Origin of the sequence: Corynebacterium genitalium ATCC 33030 (genome assembly GCF_000143825.1) — a bacterium.
GTDB classification, from domain to species: Bacteria; Actinomycetota; Actinomycetes; order Mycobacteriales; family Mycobacteriaceae; genus Corynebacterium; species Corynebacterium genitalium.
On record NZ_CM000961.1, the window covers coordinates 130,822 to 151,118 of the forward strand.

Below are 20,297 nucleotides of genomic sequence, written 5' to 3' on the forward strand. Positions count from 1 at the left end.
GCGGATAGGGTGGCGCGCATGACGTCGCACCGGATTCTGGCCACCTTGCGCGTGAGCTTGCACGTGTTGGTGGCTGTGCTGTTGGTTGTCGGTCTCGCAGGTACGCGGGACTGGCTCACTGTCGCTGCCGCGGGCACATTCGCGGCTGTGTATTTGTTCGGCACGGTGCACCAGAACCGCGGTGGCGCGTACACGCAGGCGCAGGCGGCGGTGTGGCTGGCGGTGGTCATTGCGGTGTGGGTGGCGCTGGCGTTGCTGTCGCCGTCGTTCGTGTGGCTGGAGTTCCCACTGGTGATGGTGGCGTGCTTTGTGCTGCCGACGTGGTGGGGCATCGCCGTGACGGCGGGGTTGTTGGCGTTCACGCTGTCGGTGACGGTCCCGGCGAACGGGGTGGGCGGGTTGATCGGCCCGACGATCGGCACGGTGTTGGCGGTCGGCATCGTGCACGCGTACCGCGCGCTGCGTGCGGAGGCGGAGCATTACCGCCAGGTCGCCGCGGATCTTCGCGCCGCGCAGTTGGAGCTCGCCGCCGCCGAGCACGAGGCAGGACGTGCGGAGGAACGCGCGCGCCTGGCGCGCGAGGTCCACGACACCATGGCGCAGGGGTTGAGTTCGATCGTGCTGCTCGCCCGCTCGCTGGACAAGCAGCTTAGCGACGCCCCCTCCCGCGACACCCTCGCCATCATCCACGACACAGCTGCCGACAATTTGGCGGAGGCCCGCCGTTTCGTCACCGGCAACTCGGCAGGCGGCACTGGGGCTGGCGTGGGGGCGGTAAGTGGCCCTGGTGCCGGGGAAACGCTGACCGCGCGCATCGAGCGTCTCGCCCGCTCCGCTGAAGCCCGCCAGAAGGCTCTCGGCACTCCCCTGGAGGTCCGCGTGAACGCGGTCGACCTGCCGGAGCCGGTTGCGTCGGTGGTGGAGCGGGTTGTGAGGGAGGGGCTAAGTAACGTCGTCAAGCATGCGGGGGCGACGCTGGCGGTGGTGACGGTGGATAAGCTGGGGGCGCACGCGACCGTCGACATCTACGACAATGGCCGCGGCATCACCGGGCCGGAAGGCTACGGGCTGAAAGGGCTGCGGGCGCGTGTGGAAGAAGCCGGCGGCGACCTCACCGTCGAAGGCAACGTGCTCGCAGCATCGCTGCCGCTGGAAGGAGCCTAATGCGCGTCATGCTTATCGACGACCACCCCGTCGTCCGCGCCGGCCTGCGCGCCGTACTGAACTCATTCGGCGACATTGACGTCGTCGCCGAGGCTTCCGACGGCACGGCCGAGGTCCCGGCGGACGTCGATGTGGTGGTCAGCGACATCCAGATGCCCGGCGTCGACGGGATCGAACTGACCCGCCGGCTCGTGGCTGAGGGCGGGCCGCCGGTGCTCATCTTGACCACGTATGACACCCAGGCGGACGTCGTTGCGGCCATGGAAGCCGGCGCGATGGGTTACCTGCTTAAAGACGCGCCGGAGGACGAGCTGCACGACGCCGTCGTCGCCGCCGCCCAGCGCGAGCGCACCCTGTCCCCGCAGGTCGCCAACACGCTCGCCGAGCGGGTGCTCAAGCCGGACGAGGCGCTATCCGGCCGTGAGATCGAACTACTCAAAGCCCTGCAGACCGGCATGTCCAACCGAGAAATCGCCGAGGCCTTGTTCATCTCCCAGGCGACGGTGAAGACTCACCTGATCCACATCTATGCGAAGTTGGGCGTGGATAACCGCACGGCGGCCGTCGATAAGGCGCGGGAGCGCAGAATCATCTAGCTGCCCGCGGTGACCACAGCCACGAGGTCGCCGCCTTCCACCTTCGTCGATTGGGTGAACGCGAGGCGCTCCACGGTGCCGTCGTGCGGCGCGGAGATCGCCGCCTCCATCTTCATCGCCTCGATCGTGGCGATCGGGTCGCCCGCCTTGACCGTGTCGCCCACCTTCGCGGTGATGGTGACCACCCCGGCGAACGGGACAGCGACGTGGTTCGGGTTGCCCGGATCGGCCTTCTCGGCGTCGGCGACGGTGGACTCTGCGTTCTCGTCACGGATCGTCATCGGGCGGACCTGGCCGTTGACGGTGAGGATGACCTGGCGCATACCCTTCTCGTCCGGCTCACTCATCGCGTCCAGGCGCACGACCAGCGGCGTCTGCTTCGAGTCGATCTCGCCGTAGTAGATCATCACTTCTTTGCCCTCTTCCAGGCCGTAGAAGAAGGCCTTGTCGCCGAGCTGGTCGGTGATGCCGTAAAGGCGACGGTGCTCCAGGTAGGACTCGTACTCCTTCGGGAAGAGCAGCTTGTCCAGGGCGACGCGGCGGCGCTTCTGCGCCTCGCCGTCCGTTGCAGCGAGTTCGGCTACGAGGTCGTCGGGCACCTGCACCGTGCGGTCCACCGGCGCGCGGTCGGCCAGCGCCTTCTCGCGCAGCAGCGGCCAGCCGCCGGGCGGGGTACCCAGCTCGCCCTGCAGGAAGCCGATGACGGACTCGGGAATGTCGTACTTGCGCGGGTTCTCCGCGAACTCTTCCGGGGTGACACCGGCGCCGACGAGGTAGAGGGCCAAGTCGCCGACGACCTTCGACGACGGCGTCACCTTCGTGGGGCGGCCGAGGATCTCGTTGACGCCGGCGTAGTAGTCCTCGACGAGCTCGAAGCGGTCGGCCAGGCCCAGGGCCCTGGCTTGAGTGCGCAGGTTGGACAGCTGGCCGCCGGGGATTTCGTGCTTGTACACCCGACCGGTCGGGCCGGGAATGCCGGATTCGAACGGCGCGTAGACGGCGCGCACTGCCTCCCAGTACGGCTCCATGTCGGAGACAGCCTGCAGCGGGATGCCGGTGTCGCGCTCGGTGTTGGCAAAGGCGGCCACAAGCGCCGACATGGACGGCTGCGAGGTCGTGCCTGCCAGCGGCGCGGAGGCGACGTCCACAGCGTCGGCACCAGCGTTCGCCGCCGCCAGGTAGGTGGCCAGTTGGCCGCCTGCGGTGTCGTGGGTGTGCACGTGAACGGGCAGGTCGAAACGCTCCCGCAGCGCAGTGACCAGCTTGGCGGCAGCCGCCGGGCGCAACAGGCCAGCCATGTCCTTGATCGCCAGGACGTGGGCGCCGGTCTCAACGATCTCCTCGGCCAGTCGCAGGTAGTAGTCGAGGGTGTAGATGTCCTCTGCAGGGTCGAGCAGGTTACCGGAGTAAGCCATCGCGACCTCGGCGACCGTCGTGTTCGTTTCCAGGACGGCGTCGATGGCCGGGCGCATCTGGGAGACGTCGTTAAGCGCGTCGAAGATGCGGAAGATGTCGATGCCGCTGGAGGCAGCCTCGCTCACGAACGCGCGCGTGACGGACTCCGGGTACGGGATGTAACCGACGGTGTTGCGTCCGCGCAGCAGCATCTGGATGTTGACGTTGGGCATGGCCTCGCGCAGCTCGTCGAGACGCATCCACGGCGACTCGTGCAAGAAGCGCATGGCGACGTCGAAGGTCGCCCCACCCCACGCCTCCACCGACACCAGATCCGGGGTGAGGTGGCCGACGTGCTTTGCCGCGGCGACGAGCGTGTTCGTGCGCACGCGCGTGGCCAGCAGCGATTGGTGCGCATCGCGGAACGTCGTCTCGGTCACGCCCAGCGCGGTCTGGTTACGCAGCTTCTCCGCCCACTTCGCGGGGCCGAGCTCGAGCAGGTCGTCGCGGGAACCGCGCGGCAGCTCACCATAGTCCAGCGGCGGCAACTTCTTCGACGGCTGCAGCGTCGACGGGCACGGCCCGTTCGGCTGGTTCACCGTGACGGTGGCCAGGTAGTTGAGGATCTTCTCGGCATCGTCGTCGGCGGATGGGGCATCGAGAAGCAGCGGGTGGTCGGCGATGAAGCCGGTGTTGATGCGCTGGTAACGGAAGTCCGGCTCGCTCAGCAGCGCGCGCAGGAAGCCGATGTTGGTGGACACACCGTCCACGGCGAACTCTTTGAGCGCCCGCAACGCGCGGTCGACAGCGACCTGGAAGGTGCGGCCGCGGCAGGTCATCTTCACTAGCAACGAGTCGAAGTTGGGGGTGATTTCGGTGCCGACGGCGACGGAGCCGTCGAGACGCACGCCCGCACCGCCCGGCGAACGGTAGCCAGTGATGGTGCCTGCGTCGGGGCGGAAGCCGTTCTTCGGGTCTTCGGTGGTGATGCGGCACTGCAGCGCAGCACCATGGACGGAGATCTCTTCCTGGCGCAGGTGCAGTGCGTTCAAGGTGGCGCCGGCGGCAATGTACATCTGGTTTTTCACAATGTCGATGCCGGTGACTTCCTCCGTCACCGTGTGCTCCACCTGCACGCGCGGGTTCATCTCGATGAAGACGTGGTTGCCGGCTTCGTCAACAAGGAACTCGACGGTGCCGGCACCTTCGTAGTTGATCTCCTTGCTGAAGTTCACCGCGTCCTGGCAGATGCGCTGGCGCTGCTCCTCGGTGATGTGCTGCGCGGGCGCGATCTCGACGACCTTCTGGTGGCGGCGCTGCACAGAGCAGTCGCGCTCGAAGAGGTGCACCACGTTGCCGTGCGCGTCAGCCATGATCTGCACCTCGATGTGCTGCGGGTTGATCACGGCGCGCTCGATGTAGACATCCGGGTCGCCGAATGCGGCTTCAGCTTCGCGGCTGGCTTCTGCTGCCAGTGCAGCCAGGTCCTCGCGCTTTTCGACGAAACGCATCCCGCGTCCCCCGCCACCCGCAACCGCTTTGACGAACACGGGGAACTCGAAGTCCCCAGCGAACTTTTCCAGCTCAGCAGGGTCAGAGGATGGCTCGGAGTCCTTCAGCGTGGGCAGGCCGGCACGCTCGGCGGCCTGGACTGCAGCGGCCTTGTCGCCGGTCAGGTCGAGCGTTTCCGCGGACGGGCCAATGAACTTGATGCCCTCTTCGCGGCAGCGGCGCGCCAGCTCTGCGCGCTCCGACAGGAAGCCGTAGCCGGGGTAGATCGCGTCGGCGCCGGTCTGCTTCGCGGCGTCGATAATGCTCTCGATGTCGAGGTACGCCTTGACCGGCTGGCCTTCCGTGCCGATCAGCACTGCCTCGTCCGCAAACGGGCGGTGGAAGGAGTGGCGGTCTTCGCGCGGGTACACGGCGACAGTTTTCGCGCCGGTCTCCACGGCGGCACGGAAGGCGCGCACGGCGATCTCACCGCGGTTAGCCACGAGCACCTTGGAGAAGGTGGGAAGATCTGTCGGATCGGGGAGGCTCGTCGTCTGCGGGGTGGTCATGGTGGGGTTTCGTCTCCCTGGATCGGTAAAGAATGGACTGTCTTCCCGATCCTAGTCCCAACCGGTGTCCTTGATCCCCTCATTGTCCAGGTGGTACCCCATATGCGGGATGGTGAAGTTGAGGAACCCGCGCCGCGGGCTGTAGATCAGCTCCCGGTCGAGCAGCGCCTTGCGCGCCATCGACTGCGATTGCAAGGTTCCACCCAGTTCATCGGCGATGTCACTGACGGAGACAGCCTCGTTGCCGTGCTGCACCTGAGCCATAGCCACAAGGAATTCATGCTGCTTCGGCGGGACACCGCGTAGCGCCGGCTCATGCACGAGCTGCCCGAGTGTTTCCAGCACGTCCGGGGTCACAGCGAGCGTGTCGTTCAACTCGACCACACTGCCACCTGCTGCCGCCCGCTCAAAGAGGTGGAAGCCGACGAGCTGCACCAGGTACGGATAGCCGCGGGTGAGCTGCACTGCCTCGTCGAGCGCGCCTTGATTGAACCTCACCCCGCCTTCTGCGGCGGTTTGGACCAGCACGTCGGCGGCGTCCTGCGGGGTCATGGGCCCGAGGTTCGCGTGCTGCGCGCGCCGCAGGAACGTCGTGCCCGGGTGCTGCAGCAGCGCCCCGATTCCTTCCGGCAGCCCCGCCGCGGCGAAGGCGACGTTGTGGTTGTCGCGCATGAGGTCTTGGATCGCCGCCGTGAGCTCCCACAACTGCTCCGGGTCAGCCGATTGCACCTCATCGACGGTGATGAGGATGCCGCTGTCCGGGCCGAGTTCACGCGAGAGCTCGTTGAGCGAGGAGATGAGAGACGCAGACGGTTTGCGGCTGGTGTCCACTTCCGTCTCAATGCCCCACCCGCTGGCCCTGATCCCGGTGATGCGCCGTTTGACGGTCGGCCGCTCACGGAGCGTGGCCAGCGTTTGCGGGATGACGGTGTCCACCAGGGGATGCACCACCGCGTTGGGGTGGGCCCGGAGCACGATCCAGCCGCGGCGTTTCGCTTCGTCTTCAAGCTCGTTGAGGGTGACGGTCTTGCCGATGCCACGCGGGCCACTCAGCAACAGCACCCGGCGCGGGTCGCCGACCCCGCCGTCGAGCCCGCGGCCGAAGGACGACACGACGCTCGCGCGGCCGGCAAAGACCATCGGCGAGACACCGAATGTCGGAATGAACGGGTTAGCCACGATGATCTCCTCTCACACGCCACCTACGAGGCCTACCAGCCTTTTATACTCCTTATACTACCCCGCGCCAAGCGTTTTTATACTCCTTAGAGTTTCGCCCCCCTCCCCCGCGGCAATAGTGAGCCGGGGTGGGAGGGGGCGTCGATAAGCAAGCTACACGCCTGGCACGTGGCGCTCATCCGGGCCGTTGTAGGCGGCCAGCGGGCGAATGATGGAGTTGTTCTCAAACTGCTCGATGATGTGCGCGGTCCAGCCGGTGATTCGCGCCATGACGAACAGCGGCGTGAAGAACTCGATGTCGAAGCCCAGAATGTAGTAGGCCGGTCCCGCGGGGAAGTCCAAGTTCGGCATGATCTTGATCGAGGTGTTGTCATACATGGTCTTGGCCATGATGTCGTACATCTCGACCCACTTATCGGCGTTCTTCTCCGGGTGTTCGGAGGCGAGTTTCTTGAAGGCCGCTTCCATGGTGGGCACACGCGAGTCGCCCTTCTTGTACACGCGGTGACCGAAGCCCATGACCAACTGCGGCGACCTGGGCGACCTTGTAGGCCAGGTGTTCCTCATACGGGAAGTTTTCGGCGGATCGGTGCGTGCGCACCTTGTGGTTGATCATGGTGAGCGGGCCTCCTCAAGCGCTTCGGGTGGGGCTGCGCCGACAACGCCGGACAGCCGGGAGTTCGTGCGCTTAGTATGCGTGAACTAATAATTTCGCACAGAGGAATGGCCGGGTTTTCTTGGCCGGGCCGGGTTCGATTTTCATGGTTCGCCTATCGCGGTTCGCCGACGGACAAACCCGCAGGTCGGCGTGAAAGGCGAACTGTGAAAGGCGAACGGCCGCTAGTTGAGGTCGGTCTTGTGCACCAACCGGCGCGCTGCCTCCGTGATCGAACCCGACAGGGAGGGGTAGACCGCCATCGAGTTGGCCAGGTCCGCCACGGTCAGGTTGTTCGTCACAGCGATGGTGAGCGAGAGGATCAACTCGGACGCGGTCGGGGCGACAATGACGCCGCCGAGCACCTGGCCGGAACCCTTGCGGGAGAAGATCTTCACAAAACCAGTCTTCAACGAGCGCATCTTGGCGCGCGGGTTGGTGGGCAGGTCCAGCTTGATAATGTCGGCGTCATAGTCGCCGTTGCGGATCTCCGCCTCGGTGATACCGACAGCGGCGATCTCGGGACGGGTGAACACGGCCGAGCCGACGGTGCGCACGCGCAGCGGTGCCACGCCCTCCCCCAGCGCGTGATACATCGCGATGCGGCCCTGCATTGCAGCTACCGATGCCAGCGGCATGAGGTCACAGCAGTCGCCGGCGGCGTAGATGCCCGAGATGTTGGTGCGGGAGACGCGGTCGACGTGGATGTGGCCAGACGGGGTGACGTCCACACCCTGGGACTCGAGCATGAGGTCCTTAGTGTTCGGCACCGAACCAATGGACATCAGACAGTGGGATCCGTCGATCTCGCGGCCGTCGCTGGTGCGCACGATGACGCCCTGGCCGGTGTTCTCCACGCTCTCCACGCGGGCATCCTTGACCAGGGTGACATCACGGTTGGATAGGACGGATTCGAGGACGTCAGCGGCGTCAGCATCGTCATGCGGCAGGATGCGGTCGGACGAGCCCACCATGGTCACCTTGACGCCCAGCTCAGCGTAGGCGGAGACGAACTCCGCACCCGTCACGCCCGAACCGACCACGACGAGGTGCTCCGGGGTTTCGATGAGGTCGTACATCTGCTGCCAGTTGAGAATGCGTTTGCCGTCGGGCTTCGCCTTCGGCAGCACGCGCGGGGAAGCGCCGGTAGAGATGAGGACGATGTCGCAGTCGAAGGTCTCCTCTGTGCCGTCGGCAAGCTCCGCCTTGACGCGGTGGGTGGTGTGGCCCGCCTGCTCGGAGGCGAAGCGGGCACGGCCGGTGACCATGCGCACGCCGGAACGCTCAAGCTGGGCGCGGATGTCGCGGGACTGTTCAGAGGCGAGCGCGACAACGCGGTTGTTCAGCGCAGGAATGGACAGATCGACCTGACCCAAGCCGTGGCGCAGACCCATGGCGTCTGCGCGGCGCAGGTCCGTCTTGATGTTCGTGCCGGCGATGAAGCCTTTCGACGGCACCACATCGCGCAGAATGCCCGAACCACCCATGCCGAGCGCCTCAATCAGGGTAATGTCCGCGCCGTACTGGCTCGCAGTCAACGCAGCCTCGTAGCCGCCGGGGCCGGCGCCGATGATCACGATCTTTTTGGACATGCGAAAACTCCTGTTGCGAAAAGCGAATTGCGAAAAGCGAATTGCGAACTGTCAGATTCTCGCTAGACCACTGTAGCCACGAAGTCCATTACGCGCCGGTGGGCACCCGGTCCGCATCGGCGAAGCGCTCAACGATGGTGCCGAACAAGCGCACGCCTACATCAAGGCAGCGTTCGTCGATGTCGATGTCGCCCTGGTGCAGGTCGTACTTCTTGCCGGTGCCGCGCCAGCACCCCAACCTCGCCATGGAGCCGGGCACCTGCTCGAGATACCAGGAGAAGTCTTCGCCGCCGCTGGACTGCGGGGCCTGGACGATGGCGTGGGGATCGACGCTGCGCACCGCTTCGACGAGAGCGGCAGTAGCCACGTCGTCGTTCATCACGGGCGGCACACCGCGGGTGTAGGCGAGCTCGTGGGAGCAGCCGGTCGGGGCGATGATCGCGTCGATAAGCTCGCTCATGAGCGGCTCAAGCGTGCGCCACGTCGCAATGTCCTGGGTGCGGATCGTGCCGGAGACGCGACCGGTTTTTGGCACGGCGTTGGGGGCAAAACCGGCTTCGATCTGCCCGAAGACCAGCACGGTGCCGGTGCGCGGGTCGATCCGGCGGGTCAGCAGCGCCGGCAGTTGCGTGACCAGGCTGCCCAGGGCGTAAACGACGTCGTTGGTCAGGTGCGGGCGCGAGGTGTGGCCGCCGGGGCCGGTGACGTTGATGCGCAGCACGTCGGCGGCTGAGGTGATTGCACCGGTGCGCACGCCGATGTGGCCGACGCGCAGCTTCGGCTCCGCGTGGACGGCATAAATGCAGGCCACGCCATCGAGGCCGCCCCACTTGATCACGTCGGGCGCGCCGCCGTCCATGACTTCCTCCGCCGGCTGGAAGATGACGCGCACGCCAAAGGGCACGTCAATCTCCGCCAGCGCGCACGCCAGCGCCAGGGAGATCGCGGTGTGCACGTCGTGGCCGCACGAGTGGGAGGCACCCGGGGTGCGCGACGCGAACGGCAGGCCGGTCGTTTCCTCGACGCGCAGGGCATCAATGTCGGCGCGGAAGGCGAGCTTTTCGTCGCTCTCCGGCCCGATATCGACGTACAGTCCGGTCTCCGGGAACAGGTGCGGTTCCAAGCCGCGCTCGCGGAGACACTCGGCGATGAACTGGGTGGTGTCAATCTCGTGGTGGGAGACCTCCGGGTGGGAGTGCAGGTGCCTGCGCCACTGAATGACTTCGTCGCGGTGCGCGGCAAACCACGAGTCAATCTGGGCCGACAACCCCACTTTTTCCACGGAACAACCCTCCCGGACAATGCACGACAGTGCGACAGGTACCTGTGGAAGTGTAGTACTAGACCAAGCTGTACAGACAGTTGGGGTTGGCCGGCTTCTACAGCGCGAACGGCCGGGTGTCCTCGGGGCGGGCTGGCCAGAGAATTTCCAGGTTGAGCGCGCTGACGTCCTGCGGGCCGAAACTGTCCCAGCAGATCTCCCCCACTTCTTCCCCAGCGCCTGGCAGAAGCAGCACGGGCGGCACGCGCAGCGCGTACGCCAGGCGGTAGATCGTGCTCAAGTTCGGGTCGTTGGACCGGCGGCTGTTGTTGTGGTTGCGCTCTAAGTTGGACACCTGGCTGCGCGACAGGCCAGATAAGTCAGCCAGGCGCTGTTGGCTCACGCCGCGCATGGTGCGCACCGACTTCAGCCGCGCGGACAGGCTGTACCCGTAGCTCGCCCATTTGGCGTCCGGCAAGATTTCGCTGTTCTCGCTGGCCCCGCTAGCTGCGCTGGCATCGCTCACGGTGGTGCCCCCCTTTACCGATCCCCCATCGATTGTTTCCGCTCTGAGACTACTACAGATCGATGTTGCGCGGGCCGTACAACCGATCACCGGCGTCGCCCAGGCCCGGCACAATATATGCGTCCTCGTTCAACCCCGGGTCGATCGCTGTGGTGACCAGGCGAATCGGGGCGTCAAGTTCCGCGATGCGGTCCACGCCGGGCTGCGCGGAAACGACAGTGATCACGGTGATGTCGTCGGCGCCGCGGTCGGTGAGCAGGTTGATCGCGTGCACGAGCGATCCGCCGGTGGCCAGCATGGGGTCGACGAGGAAGACGGGTTGGCCCGCTAAGTCGTCGGGAAGCGCTTCGAGGTACGGCACGGGCTCATGCGTTTCTTCGTTGCGCGCCAGCCCGATGAAGCCGACTTGCGCGTCCGGGATCATCGACAGCGCCGGATCCACCAACCCCAGCCCGGCGCGGATGACGGGAACGATGATCGGCGGGTTCTTCAACCGCGTACCTACGGCGGTGCCGACAGGGGTGATGCAGTCGAATGTCTCGGCCTCCAGCGCGCGGGACGCCTCGTAGATGAGCATTGCGCCCAAGTCCGACAACGCGGCGCGGAAACCGGAGTTGTTGGTGCGCGCGTCGCGCAGCTTAGTCAAACGCGCGGTGGCCAGCGGGTGGTCGATCACTGTGATCTGCATATTCGACATGCTAACCAGAAATTTCGCGCTGCAGGGAACCGAAAGCGGGTCAAAAGCAGTCCAACATGGCATGCACACTTTCATCTTGGATCCGCCCACCGCACGCAGCCACATCGAGCGCTTGCTTAACGACGCTTCTTCGACCACCCCCACCACCCTCCCGCCGTTACCCACGACCGGCCCCGTCGCCGGATTCGCGGCGGCCTTATCTGCCGCCGTTGATGCCGCGAACCATCAGGCCGAACTCCTCGCCGCCGAAGCCCGCCGCACCGCAGGCACTATGGATACGCTGGTCACGGCAGCTGAGCGAACCGACTGGGCCACCGGCGACGCGTTCGGGAGAATCCAGCAATGACGCAACTTTTGAACGAACTTCTGTCCCCGACACGTACGGCGCCCTGGGCCTCGCAGATTGAACAGGGCATCCACGCGATCATGCAGGCCGTTCCAGAGCCGCTGCCGCACATGTCGTTTCCCGCAACACCCGACTTCACCTCGGTAACACCACTGGCGGAGATTGTCGGGGCGGACCCGAGCACGATCAACAACGCCGCGACAGCGCTCACCGCCGACCGTGAAACAATCGACGCCGCTGTGCGCGAGGCAGTACCGCATGTCGCTACGGCCTCCGCGGACATCGTCATGATCGGGCAACGCTTCCTCACTGACGCCGCCCCGTTCGCGCTCGGAGCCATGTTTCCGCTCACCGCCCCTATGGCGATAGGGCGGATGGCGGGGTTGGTGGGAGAGGCGCTGGTGGACGTCGTCAAGCGTGTGGAGCAACTCGAGCAAGACCTCGCTCCTCTCACTGAGCGCCTGGACACGGTGGTGGCGCGCGCGTTGGAACGCCCGCCGCTTGTCGCACCGCCGGAAGCGCAGGCGGCGGAACAGGAACTCCGCGAACTGGCAGACGCCCCGGAGACTGCGCCGGCCGCAGCATCCGCCGAAGTTCCTCCACCTCCGGCTGGCGACACGGCACCTCCCGATGGGGAGAGTGAAGGAGGCAGTGCCGCCGGGCGCGCAGCCGTGGAAGCGGCGAAATCGCAGATGGGAACGCCCTACGTGTGGGGCGGATCGCAACCGGGCGGATTCGACTGCTCGGGATTGACGTCGTGGGCGTACAAGCAGGCCGGGGTGGAGATCCCGCGCACCGCGGAGAACCAGGCGGTGGGACAACAAGTCAGTTATGAGGAGCTACAACCCGGCGACCTTGTGGTGTGGTCCGGGCATGTGGCTATGTACGCCGGCGACGGCATGATGGTTGAAGCTGGCGATCCGGTGCAAATGAACCCGGTCCGCACAGAAAACATCGGCATGCCGTTCAAGGGGTTCTGGCGACCGACGGCATGACCCTAGGTAAAGTGATTGCCCATGACGACGCGTGCAATTCTGCCGGTGAAAATCTCCTTGACCGACGGCGACTTCTACACCCTCTGGGCTCCCACATGGCGCCAGGGCGGCTCCGAGTGGCAGGCCTTCTTCGGCGACAAGGATGACATTCTGGCGTTCACCAGCCCCGAAGCGCTGCTGGTGTACCTCGAGGACCACGCCGAGCACGACCTGGCAGACCACCCCCAGTGGGACGCATTCCAGGCGCGCGGCGACGACCGCGTCGTGCCCGCGGAGAAGAACGAGTACGACATCATCGGCCTACCCCACTTCCTGGCCGGCCGCCCCAGCCACGAAAACGTCTCCGCCGCCTCGCGCGTGTTCCAGATTTCGCGTTCGCTTGCCGACGTCGCGGGCGCCGAGACCGCATCCATCTTCTTCGCGTCCCACTCCATCCTGAACAACATTCACCGCGGGCACGAGCACTACTCGGGCCCCAACGGGATGGACGAGTGGACCGGTGTTGGCCGTGCAGTGCTGACTAACTGGAAAGACGTCGTCGAATCCCTCGACGGCGCTGTGCGCGTGGTGGAGGACGAGGAACTGGACTCCACGCGCGTGGAGAAGGCGGGCGAGAGCATCGCCGCCGCCACCGCCGCCCGTGAAGAGGCACGCGCCAAGGCGGAGCAGGAAGCCGAGGAAGCCCGCGCCGCCGCCGACCCGTACGACGTTTCTCCCTGGGCCGATGCCGGTATCGACCCGGTGAAGATGACCGTCCAGGGCAAGGGCGTGTACACGCTGCGTACGTACGTGGGTGGCGCTCCGGTGTTCCTGGGTAAGTACGGGGAGATCTTCACCTTCCCCACGGCCAAGCACCTGCTGCGCTGGATCGTCGATAATGACGACCACGACCTGGCAGGCGTGTCCACCTGGGAAGACATCATGACGCTTGCCAACGCCGGCGAACTCGAGGTCGATGTCCACGCCGACAACTCCTACTCCCTCAACGGCATCGCCACCGACATTGAAAAGGGCGTCGATGCTGTAGACACCCAGCAGATGACCAAGGCCTACGAGCTCATGGCTGACGCCGCCGACTGGGCCAAGGACGACTCCCTGAACTCCTTCCTGCTGTCCAACCCGCGCATGCAGGACTACCTCGCCTACATGATGGGCTCCACCGAGGCCGCCGGCTACGTGCCATCCGCCCCGTTCACCGACAAGGCGGAAGCGTGGAAGGAGCTCGAGGAGATGCTGGTCAAGAGGTTCTCCAAGTTCTAGGTTCTCACGCGGGCGGGCTGAGCGCGCGGCTCTAGGGGCGTCCTGGGCCCCAAGATCTCGTTCACATTGAGCGCTCTATGTAGCGCCAAAACCCCAGGTCAGATTTCGTTGCCGAGACAACGATGCAATCTAAATCCGCTTACCCGGTCTGCGCCCCGAACCCAACGGGTCTGCGCTTAGCCAACCGTGGTGCCAAAGAGCATGCCCACCAAGAAGGTCGCAGCCAGTGCCAACCCGCCGCCGACGACGAGCCTGACCACTGCCCGGCTGGCCTTTGCGCCACCGAGCTTCGCGGAGATCGCACCCGTAATCGCCAGAGCCACCAAGGTCACGGCCACACAGACCGCAACGCGCACTGATGCCGGCGCGAGCACGATGGCGATGAGCGGCACAACCGCGCCGACGAAGAACGCCAAGAACGATGCGATCGCGGCCGACCAAGGGCTGACAATGTCTTCCTCGTCGATGCCGTAGTGGATCTCCAAGTGGGCGGCCAGCGGGTTGAGGGCGGTACGCTCCCGTGCCACTGCGATAGCTGTTTCCTCGGACAGGCCGGAATTCTTGTAGGCCTGCACCAGATGGGTGAGTTCTGCATCCGGGTCAGCTTCTTGCAGTTTCCGCTCGGTCTCAATCGCTGCCCTTTCGGCGTCGCGCTGGGAGGAGACGGAGACGTACTCGCCTAGCGCCATGGAGATCGCGCCACCGACGAGCGCCGCAATACCGGCAGTGGAGATCTCACGGATGCTCGACGTCGCTCCGGCAACGCCGACGACCACGGCTGCGACGGAGACAATGCCGTCGTTGGCGCCCAGGACGGCTGCGCGCAGGCGGTTCAGTTTCTCGCCCATGCCGTGGGTTTTCACCTCGACTTCCGGGAATTCGTCCGCGGAGTGATCGGCGTTCGTGCTTTCGGTTGTCTTCATGCTTCAAGGTCTACCCCGCTGCCAACTTGGGGCGCAAGCAAGTAAGCACTAACTAACTGCAGGTCAGGCAGTATTTTTGAGGTAAGGCTCGGCTTCGGTGCGGGCGACCGCCAGGACCATCAGCTCACGGCCTACACTTGGCTGACGATGAAGACGCACTCACATGCCGCACCCCGCACAGCAGCTGCTCTTGCCGCAGCGTCCATTGCGGCAGCACCCCTGACAGTCCCGTTCGCCGCCGCTCAGGACGGGCTGTTCGGCTACGACGGGCAGGCCGTGAACGACGCCACCGTCACCGAAACGGTCACGGAAACCGAGTACACCCCTCCCTCGCGCGAGAAAGCCCCGGACACGGACAACTGCCCCCAGGCGACGGTGCCGCCGGAGCCTGTGAGCACGTCGGAACGCGTGGCGCCGGGCAGTGCGTCGCCGACGCCGCTGCCGGTGACCTACGACGGCCCGTGCGGGTACATCACGCCGGACGGCTTCACGGTCGATGAAGCGGTGGTGTCCGCGGCGTGGCTGGTGGCGGACGTCGATACGGGCGATGTCATCGCGATGAAGGACCCGCATGGCCGCTACCGGCCGGCCTCCATCATCAAGGTGCTGCTTGCGCTCGTTGCTATTGACGAGCTTCCCCTGGACAAGAAGGTCACGGTCAGTGAAGAATCCGCCGGTCAGGAGGGCTCTGCAGTCGGTATCGGCGCGGGTGGCGAGTACACCATCAATGACCTGCTACACGGCCTGCTCATGGTGTCCGGCAACGATGCCTCCCACGCCCTCGCCCAAGAGCTCGGCGGCGATCAAGCCACCTTGGAGAAGATCAACGCGAAGGCCCGCGAACTCAACCTGCGGGACACCTACGCTGCGAGCTACTCGGGCCTCGACGCGCCCGGCATGTCCACATCCGCATGGGACATGGGTCTGGCGTACCGGGTCGCGTACGAGAATGGCACGTTCGCGAACATCATCAAAACGGAGATGTACCCCTTCCCCGGCTACATCGCAGCAGACGGCACCGTCTTCGAACCGTTCGACGTCTACAACGACAACCATCTCTACTTGAACGACCCGGACGGCATCGGCGGCAAGACCGGCTACACCGATGACGCACACCACACCTTCGTCGGCGCGCTAGACCGCGACGGGCGCAGGCTCATGGCGGTCGTCCTAGACACCACCGCGGACGAGGCGCGCGCGTGGGAGCAGGCACAGCGGTTGCTGCACGAAAGCTACAGGTTCACCTCGTCCGAGGCTGTCGCATCGCTTGACGACGTCTCCGCCGACCCCACAGAAACCGGCACCCCCATCACCGACGAACCCGGCACCGACTCACGTACTGGGCGCTTCGCCGCTACTGGAATTCCGTGGCAGGCCGCGGCTGTGTTCGTCGGAGGGCTCGTACTGGCGGCCGTGGGGACGTGGTTGTCGGTACGGTCGCGCCGTCGATAAGCAACTAGCGCGTGAGCAGCGACACCGCAGCCACACCAATCGCACCGATCGCGGCACCGACACCGATGTTGCGCCCAGTGTTGTCCTCGTCGCTGACGCCGGCGCGGATGTTGATCACGGCGGGTTCCGGAACGTTCGGCTCCTCAAGCGCCAGGGATTCCTGGTACGTGGCCGTCCAGGCGGAGACGTACAAGACGATGCGCCAGACCAGGTACAGCACGACCATCAGCGAGATGATCGGGCCGAAAATGGCGCCGGCCGGGTTGCCGGTGGCGGAACCGATGACCACGGTGGAGAACTGCTTGAGCAGCTCGAAAATGATCGCGCCGATCAGTGCGCCCTTCAGACCAGCGCGCATAGGCACTTTGGTGCGCGGCATGAACACGATCATCCACCAGAACACCAGGAAGTTCGCCAAAATACCGACGGCCAAGCCGACCAGCCAGACCAGGAAGCGTGCGCCGGGGAAGTCGCCGATGCCCAGGCGCTCCATGAGCGTGGACGTGAAGCTGGACGCACCGATGGCGGTGACCGCGAAGGCGACGATGAACAGGACGAGCAGCCCGATCAGGGCGATCAGGTCCCAGAACTTCTTCACCACGAAGTTGCCGCCTTCGTTGGCGTCGAGGTTCCACATCGCGCTGATGCCCGAACGCAGGTGGTTCATCCAGCCCAGGCCGGACCACAGGGTGGTCAGCAAACCGATACCAGCGACAGCTCCGCGCTGATCGATGGCTGACTCAACGACGCTGTTGATCATCTCGCCAGTCTCACCCTCGACAGAGTTGGAAATCTGCTCGGTGATCTGATCCAGCAGGTCCGGGCGCGCTGCCAGGAAGAAACCAAGGCCCGCGAACAGCAGCATAGCCAGCGGGAAGAGCGACAGCACCGAGAAGTAGGTGATGCCAGCAGCGAACTGGTTGCCGCCGTTGGCCCCAAAGCGCTCGTTCATCCGCATCGCGTGGCCGACGACAGGAGCTTTCTCCTTGACGTCCCCCATCAACCCTTCGTCCTGCTGGGTCGGGTGGGCGCGCTCAATCCCTTGCTCATCCGTGAAGCCCGTACGGGGCGAAGTGGAGGTGGCCATGCGTCTCTGTTCCTTTCAGGGGTACACGACAGGGTGTGATGACATCGGTCTCCCACAGTAGCGTGCAAACGCTCTCCGTAGGGCATTCCGGTGCACGCAAAATTCCCCAGTTTTCATGCGCTGAGTAGGATTAGGCCACATGACTGGCTCCAGCACTCACGATGAAAAGCAGCGCGTCCTTTCAGGAATCCAACCCACGGCGGACTCCTACCACTTGGGCAACTACCTTGGTGCGCTCAAGCAGTGGATCGACCTGCAGGACTCCTATGACGCGTTCTATTTCATCCCGGACCTGCACGCCATCACGGTGGACCAGAACCCTGAGGAGCTGCGCACCCGCACCATCGCTGGCTGTGCGCAGCTCATTGCGCTGGGCATTGACCCGGAGAAGTCCACGCTGTTTGTGCAGTCGCATGTGCCGGAGCACGCGGAGCTGACGTGGGTGTTGCAGTGCTTGACCGGTTTCGGTGAAGCGAGCCGCATGACGCAGTTCAAGGACAAGTCGGCCAAGCAGGGACAAGACCGCACCTCCGTCGGCCTGTTCACCTACCCGATGCTCATGGCGGCAGACATTTTGCTCTACTCCCCGCACCTCGTGCCCGTCGGCGAGGACCAGCGCCAGCACCTCGAGCTCACCCGCACGCTAGCGGAGCGCTTCAACTCCCGCTTCGGAGAGACTTTCGTTGTCCCGGAGGGCTTCATTCCGGAAGGCTCGGCGAAGATCTACGACCTGCAGGAACCGACGGCGAAGATGAGCAAGTCGGGTTCGAACCCGAAGGGCATCATCAACCTGCTGGATGAGCCGAAGACCTCCGCTAAGCGCATCAGGTCCGCGGTCACCGATGACGACGGCGTTATCGCCTTCGACCGGGAGACGAAGCCGGGCGTGTCCAACCTGCTGGCCATCCAGTCCGCGCTAACGGGTGAATCGATCGACGCGCTCGTGGCCAAGTACGACGGCCAAGGTTACGGCGCGCTCAAGGTTGACACCGCCGATGCGCTCGAGGCGTTCACCACCCCGCTGCGCGCGCGTTACGACGAGCTCATGGCCGACCGCGCCCAGCTCGAGGACATCCTGGCTCAGGGCGCGCAGCGCGCACGCGAGGTCGCAGCACCGTTGCTCGACAGCGTCTACCGCCACATCGGTTTCCTCGCCCCGAAGAGGTAGTCGCCTACAGGCTGACCTGCTCGTTCCGCACTCCCCACCTCACGCCCATGCGGCTGGTGGGGATTTTTTCTTGACCTTTAGGCCCCTGGGTTATATGGTTACCCACATGAGTGGCAAACCCTTATACCAAGAGATCGCGGACGAACTCCGTGATCACATAGCATCCCGAACCTATCCGCCGGGCGAAAGAGTCCCATCCACCAACGAGCTATCGCAGTTCTATTCCGTCAACCCGACCACCTCCGCAAAAGCCCTAACCGAGCTGTTCAACGACGGCTTGGTGGAAAAACGCAGGGGTCTTGGCATGTTCGTCAAGGATTCTGCGCGTGACCAGGTCTTGCGCACCCGGCGCGACGCCTTTGCCGCTACCTTCATCCGCCCGCTCCTGCGGGAAGCGGACCAACTAGGCATTTCCGCTGATGAGCTGACTGATTTGATTGCTAAGGAGCGCCGATCATGACACCGACACTTCCCCTCTCCCCCGGCTTCTACGCCCTCGTGGGCCCCAACGCCGCGGGCAAGACCCACTTCCTCCACAGCCTCATTGGCCCGGATGCGGCGTTCGTTCCCGCCGGTTCAGACATCCACTTCGCTGGCCGCACCGTGGCCGATCATCTTCGCGCCGCCACCACGATCAGGAAGCTGAGTTCGGTATCGCTCCCGGACAAGGTGCAGGAATCCTCCCGCTTCAGCGACCTTTCCGTCGGCCAACGCCGCCTGCTCACGATCAATCTCGCGTTCGCCGTCGACGCGCCACTTCTGCTTCTTGACGAACCTTTCGACGGCCTCGACGTCACCTCGCGCCGCACCGCCCGGGAGAACCTCATCGCCTACCTCGCAGAGAACACCGACCGCACGATCGTCATGGCCTCTCACCGCACTGAAGACTTCGCTGGCCTGGCCACGCACGTCATCCAAGCGTTCGAGCATGAGATCAGCGAGCCGGTGCTTATCGACGATCTCCGCACCCTCTTCCCCACCGTCACCGGCCCCATCAAGGACGTGAACGCGCTCGCTGAACGCTACGGTGAGCTGACACGGTCGACCCTCGGCCCCACCGCGCGGGTCACGCTCGCGGAAACACCCTTAGATCTGGACTCCATGCCAGGGCTAAGCGTCGAGTATCCCGACGATGCACAGCTCCTCGACATCCTGGCAACGACTCCCGCTCCCGCCGCAACCTCCGAAGCAATGACCCGAAAGGCCCAGCCATGAAACTGTTTTTGAGCCCATTCTCTAGCTACACCTATCTGCTCGCTTTGGCCGCGCTCGTCGCTGCAGTACCCCTCGGACGCTTCTACGCGGGCGACGGGACTGTGTGGACCGTCTTCGGCGGACTCGGCTTAGTGGCTCTGTTCACCATCGGGGCAATGCAGTGGACCGCAATCAACCAATTGGGCACAAGCTTCCGCACGTGGCTGAAATCTGCCGCGGTCACCGCAGCGGCAGTGTCCGGAGTGCTCGCCGTGGTCACTACCGCCTCATCTGTCGTCAATCAAGAACAAAACCCCTACTACAAGGCCTATGACGCATTCCTCGTGGTGAGCAACGACCCCGTCGAATGGAGAGACACGAACGGGGAGGCATATCTGCTCGACGCCGCCGCTCAGAACGCCGGGACGATCATGGCCACGTTCGCTGTCACCTTCACATTCCTTTTCCTTACATGCCTGATCGGCGTTGGGGCGGGTCTCGCAGCGAAAACCGAGTACCGCTGGCTTCCGATCGTCGCCGCAATAGCCGCCGTCGCCACCGCCCTGTACTGCAACGTGCTCATCATGGCCTACAGCACGAGGGAGATCGGAGGAGAATTCGTGTCGCTTCCTCCCACCTACACAGGATTGCTCACTATCACGGTCGCAACACTCATTGCGGCAGCAGCTTCGGCCTTCTCAATTGCTCGCGCGCCGCGCTTCATCCGCTAACCCACCGAAAAGCCCG

At 64.8% G+C, this 20,297-nt stretch carries 18 protein-coding genes and 1 pseudogene; 10 read left to right on the plus strand and 9 right to left on the minus strand.

Annotation, left to right across the window (positions count from 1 at the left end):
• Window positions 1-18 precede the first annotated feature (18 nt).
• Both HMPREF0291_RS00620 and HMPREF0291_RS00625 read left to right on the plus strand, forming a co-directional pair.
• Window positions 19-1,164, plus strand: a complete 1,146-nt coding sequence (locus tag HMPREF0291_RS00620; RefSeq protein WP_156774773.1) for a sensor histidine kinase — start codon at window positions 19-21, stop codon at window positions 1,162-1,164.
• Window positions 1,164-1,760, plus strand: a complete 597-nt coding sequence (locus tag HMPREF0291_RS00625) for a response regulator transcription factor (protein WP_005286346.1) — start codon at window positions 1,164-1,166, stop codon at window positions 1,758-1,760. Before HMPREF0291_RS00620 ends, HMPREF0291_RS00625 begins: the two co-directional genes overlap by 1 nt.
• Here HMPREF0291_RS00625 and HMPREF0291_RS00630 read toward each other — a convergent pair.
• The 7 genes and pseudogenes from HMPREF0291_RS00630 to upp form a co-directional block, all read right to left on the minus strand.
• Window positions 1,757-5,215, minus strand: a complete 3,459-nt coding sequence (locus HMPREF0291_RS00630; RefSeq protein ID WP_005286348.1) for a pyruvate carboxylase — start codon at window positions 5,213-5,215, stop codon at window positions 1,757-1,759. The genes HMPREF0291_RS00625 and HMPREF0291_RS00630 overlap by 4 nt on opposite strands.
• Before the next feature lie 51 nt (window positions 5,216-5,266).
• A complete protein-coding gene (locus tag HMPREF0291_RS00635; RefSeq protein WP_005286351.1) occupies window positions 5,267-6,394 on the minus strand; it encodes an ATP-binding protein in 1,128 nt (375 codons plus the stop codon).
• 153 nt (window positions 6,395-6,547) lie between these two features.
• A pseudogene (locus HMPREF0291_RS00640) lies at window positions 6,548-6,922 on the minus strand (citrate/2-methylcitrate synthase); the annotation flags it as partial.
• A 312-nt stretch (window positions 6,923-7,234) separates the two neighbouring features.
• The gene (locus tag HMPREF0291_RS00645; RefSeq protein WP_005286357.1) at window positions 7,235-8,641 is read right to left on the minus strand and encodes an NAD(P)H-quinone dehydrogenase; all 1,407 of its coding nucleotides are present in this window, start codon (window positions 8,639-8,641) and stop codon (window positions 7,235-7,237) included.
• An 88-nt stretch (window positions 8,642-8,729) separates the two neighbouring features.
• Window positions 8,730-9,914, minus strand: a complete 1,185-nt coding sequence (locus HMPREF0291_RS00650; RefSeq protein ID WP_040423881.1) for an amidohydrolase — start codon at window positions 9,912-9,914, stop codon at window positions 8,730-8,732.
• A 106-nt stretch (window positions 9,915-10,020) separates the two neighbouring features.
• On the minus strand, window positions 10,021-10,428 hold the full coding sequence (locus HMPREF0291_RS00655; RefSeq protein ID WP_005286363.1) for a helix-turn-helix domain-containing protein: 408 nt from the start codon (window positions 10,426-10,428) through the stop codon (window positions 10,021-10,023).
• A 52-nt stretch (window positions 10,429-10,480) separates the two neighbouring features.
• Entirely contained in the window at window positions 10,481-11,116 is a 636-nt protein-coding gene (gene upp, locus HMPREF0291_RS00660; RefSeq protein ID WP_040423412.1) for a uracil phosphoribosyltransferase, read from the minus strand.
• Window positions 11,117-11,186: 70 nt separating this feature from the next.
• Here upp and HMPREF0291_RS00665 point away from each other — a divergent pair, with 70 nt between their 5' ends.
• The 3 genes from HMPREF0291_RS00665 to HMPREF0291_RS00675 are packed head-to-tail and all read left to right on the plus strand — an operon-like array spanning window position 11,187 to window position 13,726.
• On the plus strand, window positions 11,187-11,471 hold the full coding sequence (locus tag HMPREF0291_RS00665; protein ID WP_040423413.1) for a hypothetical protein: 285 nt from the start codon (window positions 11,187-11,189) through the stop codon (window positions 11,469-11,471).
• On the plus strand, window positions 11,468-12,466 hold the full coding sequence (locus tag HMPREF0291_RS00670; RefSeq protein ID WP_005286370.1) for a C40 family peptidase: 999 nt from the start codon (window positions 11,468-11,470) through the stop codon (window positions 12,464-12,466). The genes HMPREF0291_RS00665 and HMPREF0291_RS00670 overlap by 4 nt, the downstream gene beginning before the upstream one ends.
• Window positions 12,467-12,487: 21 nt before the next feature.
• The gene (locus tag HMPREF0291_RS00675) at window positions 12,488-13,726 is read left to right on the plus strand and encodes a hypothetical protein (protein ID WP_005286372.1); all 1,239 of its coding nucleotides are present in this window, start codon (window positions 12,488-12,490) and stop codon (window positions 13,724-13,726) included.
• Window positions 13,727-13,902: 176 nt separating this feature from the next.
• Here the strand turns inward: HMPREF0291_RS00675 and HMPREF0291_RS00680 are convergent, their stop codons facing one another.
• Entirely contained in the window at window positions 13,903-14,649 is a 747-nt protein-coding gene (locus HMPREF0291_RS00680) for a VIT1/CCC1 transporter family protein (protein WP_005286376.1), read from the minus strand.
• 147 nt (window positions 14,650-14,796) lie between these two features.
• On the opposite strand from HMPREF0291_RS00680, the gene HMPREF0291_RS00685 reads away from it, so the two are divergent.
• On the plus strand, window positions 14,797-16,101 hold the full coding sequence (locus HMPREF0291_RS00685; protein ID WP_005286379.1) for a D-alanyl-D-alanine carboxypeptidase family protein: 1,305 nt from the start codon (window positions 14,797-14,799) through the stop codon (window positions 16,099-16,101).
• Between the two features lie 4 nt (window positions 16,102-16,105).
• Here HMPREF0291_RS00685 and HMPREF0291_RS00690 read toward each other — a convergent pair whose 3' ends face one another.
• Window positions 16,106-17,188 (minus strand): YhjD/YihY/BrkB family envelope integrity protein, encoded by a 1,083-nt coding sequence (locus HMPREF0291_RS00690; RefSeq protein ID WP_005286382.1) that lies wholly within the window; start codon window positions 17,186-17,188, stop codon window positions 16,106-16,108.
• Window positions 17,189-17,327: 139 nt separating this feature from the next.
• On the opposite strand from HMPREF0291_RS00690, the gene trpS reads away from it, so the two are divergent.
• The 4 genes from trpS to HMPREF0291_RS00710 all read left to right on the plus strand — a co-directional run bounded on the left by trpS (window position 17,328) and on the right by HMPREF0291_RS00710 (window position 20,281).
• The gene (trpS, locus tag HMPREF0291_RS00695) at window positions 17,328-18,356 is read left to right on the plus strand and encodes a tryptophan--tRNA ligase (RefSeq protein WP_005286385.1); all 1,029 of its coding nucleotides are present in this window, start codon (window positions 17,328-17,330) and stop codon (window positions 18,354-18,356) included.
• Between the two features lie 106 nt (window positions 18,357-18,462).
• The gene (locus HMPREF0291_RS00700; protein WP_156774774.1) at window positions 18,463-18,816 is read left to right on the plus strand and encodes a GntR family transcriptional regulator; all 354 of its coding nucleotides are present in this window, start codon (window positions 18,463-18,465) and stop codon (window positions 18,814-18,816) included.
• Window positions 18,813-19,571: an ATP-binding cassette domain-containing protein gene (locus HMPREF0291_RS00705; RefSeq protein WP_005286391.1), complete on the plus strand. Its 759-nt coding sequence runs from the start codon at window positions 18,813-18,815 to the stop codon at window positions 19,569-19,571. Before HMPREF0291_RS00700 ends, HMPREF0291_RS00705 begins: the two co-directional genes overlap by 4 nt.
• The gene (locus tag HMPREF0291_RS00710; protein ID WP_005286395.1) at window positions 19,568-20,281 is read left to right on the plus strand and encodes a hypothetical protein; all 714 of its coding nucleotides are present in this window, start codon (window positions 19,568-19,570) and stop codon (window positions 20,279-20,281) included. The genes HMPREF0291_RS00705 and HMPREF0291_RS00710 overlap by 4 nt, the downstream gene beginning before the upstream one ends.
• The last annotated feature ends 16 nt before the right edge of the window (window positions 20,282-20,297 follow it).

What these genes read in the sequence shown, in the direction of transcription:
- HMPREF0291_RS00645 (WP_005286357.1), bottom strand. Translation starts at nt 8,641, where the DNA reads ATGTCCAAAAAGATCGTGATCATCGGCGCCGGCCCCGGCGGCTACGAG.
- HMPREF0291_RS00630 (WP_005286348.1), bottom strand. Translation starts at nt 5,215, where the DNA reads ATGACCACCCCGCAGACGACGAGCCTCCCCGATCCGACAGATCTTCCC.
- HMPREF0291_RS00625 (WP_005286346.1), top strand. Translation starts at nt 1,164, where the DNA reads ATGCGCGTCATGCTTATCGACGACCACCCCGTCGTCCGCGCCGGCCTG.
- HMPREF0291_RS00690 (WP_005286382.1), bottom strand. Translation starts at nt 17,188, where the DNA reads ATGGCCACCTCCACTTCGCCCCGTACGGGCTTCACGGATGAGCAAGGG.
- HMPREF0291_RS00620 (WP_156774773.1), top strand. Translation starts at nt 19, where the DNA reads ATGACGTCGCACCGGATTCTGGCCACCTTGCGCGTGAGCTTGCACGTG.
- HMPREF0291_RS00675 (WP_005286372.1), top strand. Translation starts at nt 12,488, where the DNA reads ATGACGACGCGTGCAATTCTGCCGGTGAAAATCTCCTTGACCGACGGC.
- upp (WP_040423412.1), bottom strand. Translation starts at nt 11,116, where the DNA reads ATGCAGATCACAGTGATCGACCACCCGCTGGCCACCGCGCGTTTGACT.
- HMPREF0291_RS00705 (WP_005286391.1), top strand. Translation starts at nt 18,813, where the DNA reads ATGACACCGACACTTCCCCTCTCCCCCGGCTTCTACGCCCTCGTGGGC.
- HMPREF0291_RS00685 (WP_005286379.1), top strand. Translation starts at nt 14,797, where the DNA reads ATGAAGACGCACTCACATGCCGCACCCCGCACAGCAGCTGCTCTTGCC.
- HMPREF0291_RS00665 (WP_040423413.1), top strand. Translation starts at nt 11,187, where the DNA reads ATGCACACTTTCATCTTGGATCCGCCCACCGCACGCAGCCACATCGAG.
- HMPREF0291_RS00670 (WP_005286370.1), top strand. Translation starts at nt 11,468, where the DNA reads ATGACGCAACTTTTGAACGAACTTCTGTCCCCGACACGTACGGCGCCC.
- HMPREF0291_RS00710 (WP_005286395.1), top strand. Translation starts at nt 19,568, where the DNA reads ATGAAACTGTTTTTGAGCCCATTCTCTAGCTACACCTATCTGCTCGCT.
- trpS (WP_005286385.1), top strand. Translation starts at nt 17,328, where the DNA reads ATGACTGGCTCCAGCACTCACGATGAAAAGCAGCGCGTCCTTTCAGGA.
- HMPREF0291_RS00700 (WP_156774774.1), top strand. Translation starts at nt 18,463, where the DNA reads ATGAGTGGCAAACCCTTATACCAAGAGATCGCGGACGAACTCCGTGAT.
- HMPREF0291_RS00680 (WP_005286376.1), bottom strand. Translation starts at nt 14,649, where the DNA reads ATGAAGACAACCGAAAGCACGAACGCCGATCACTCCGCGGACGAATTC.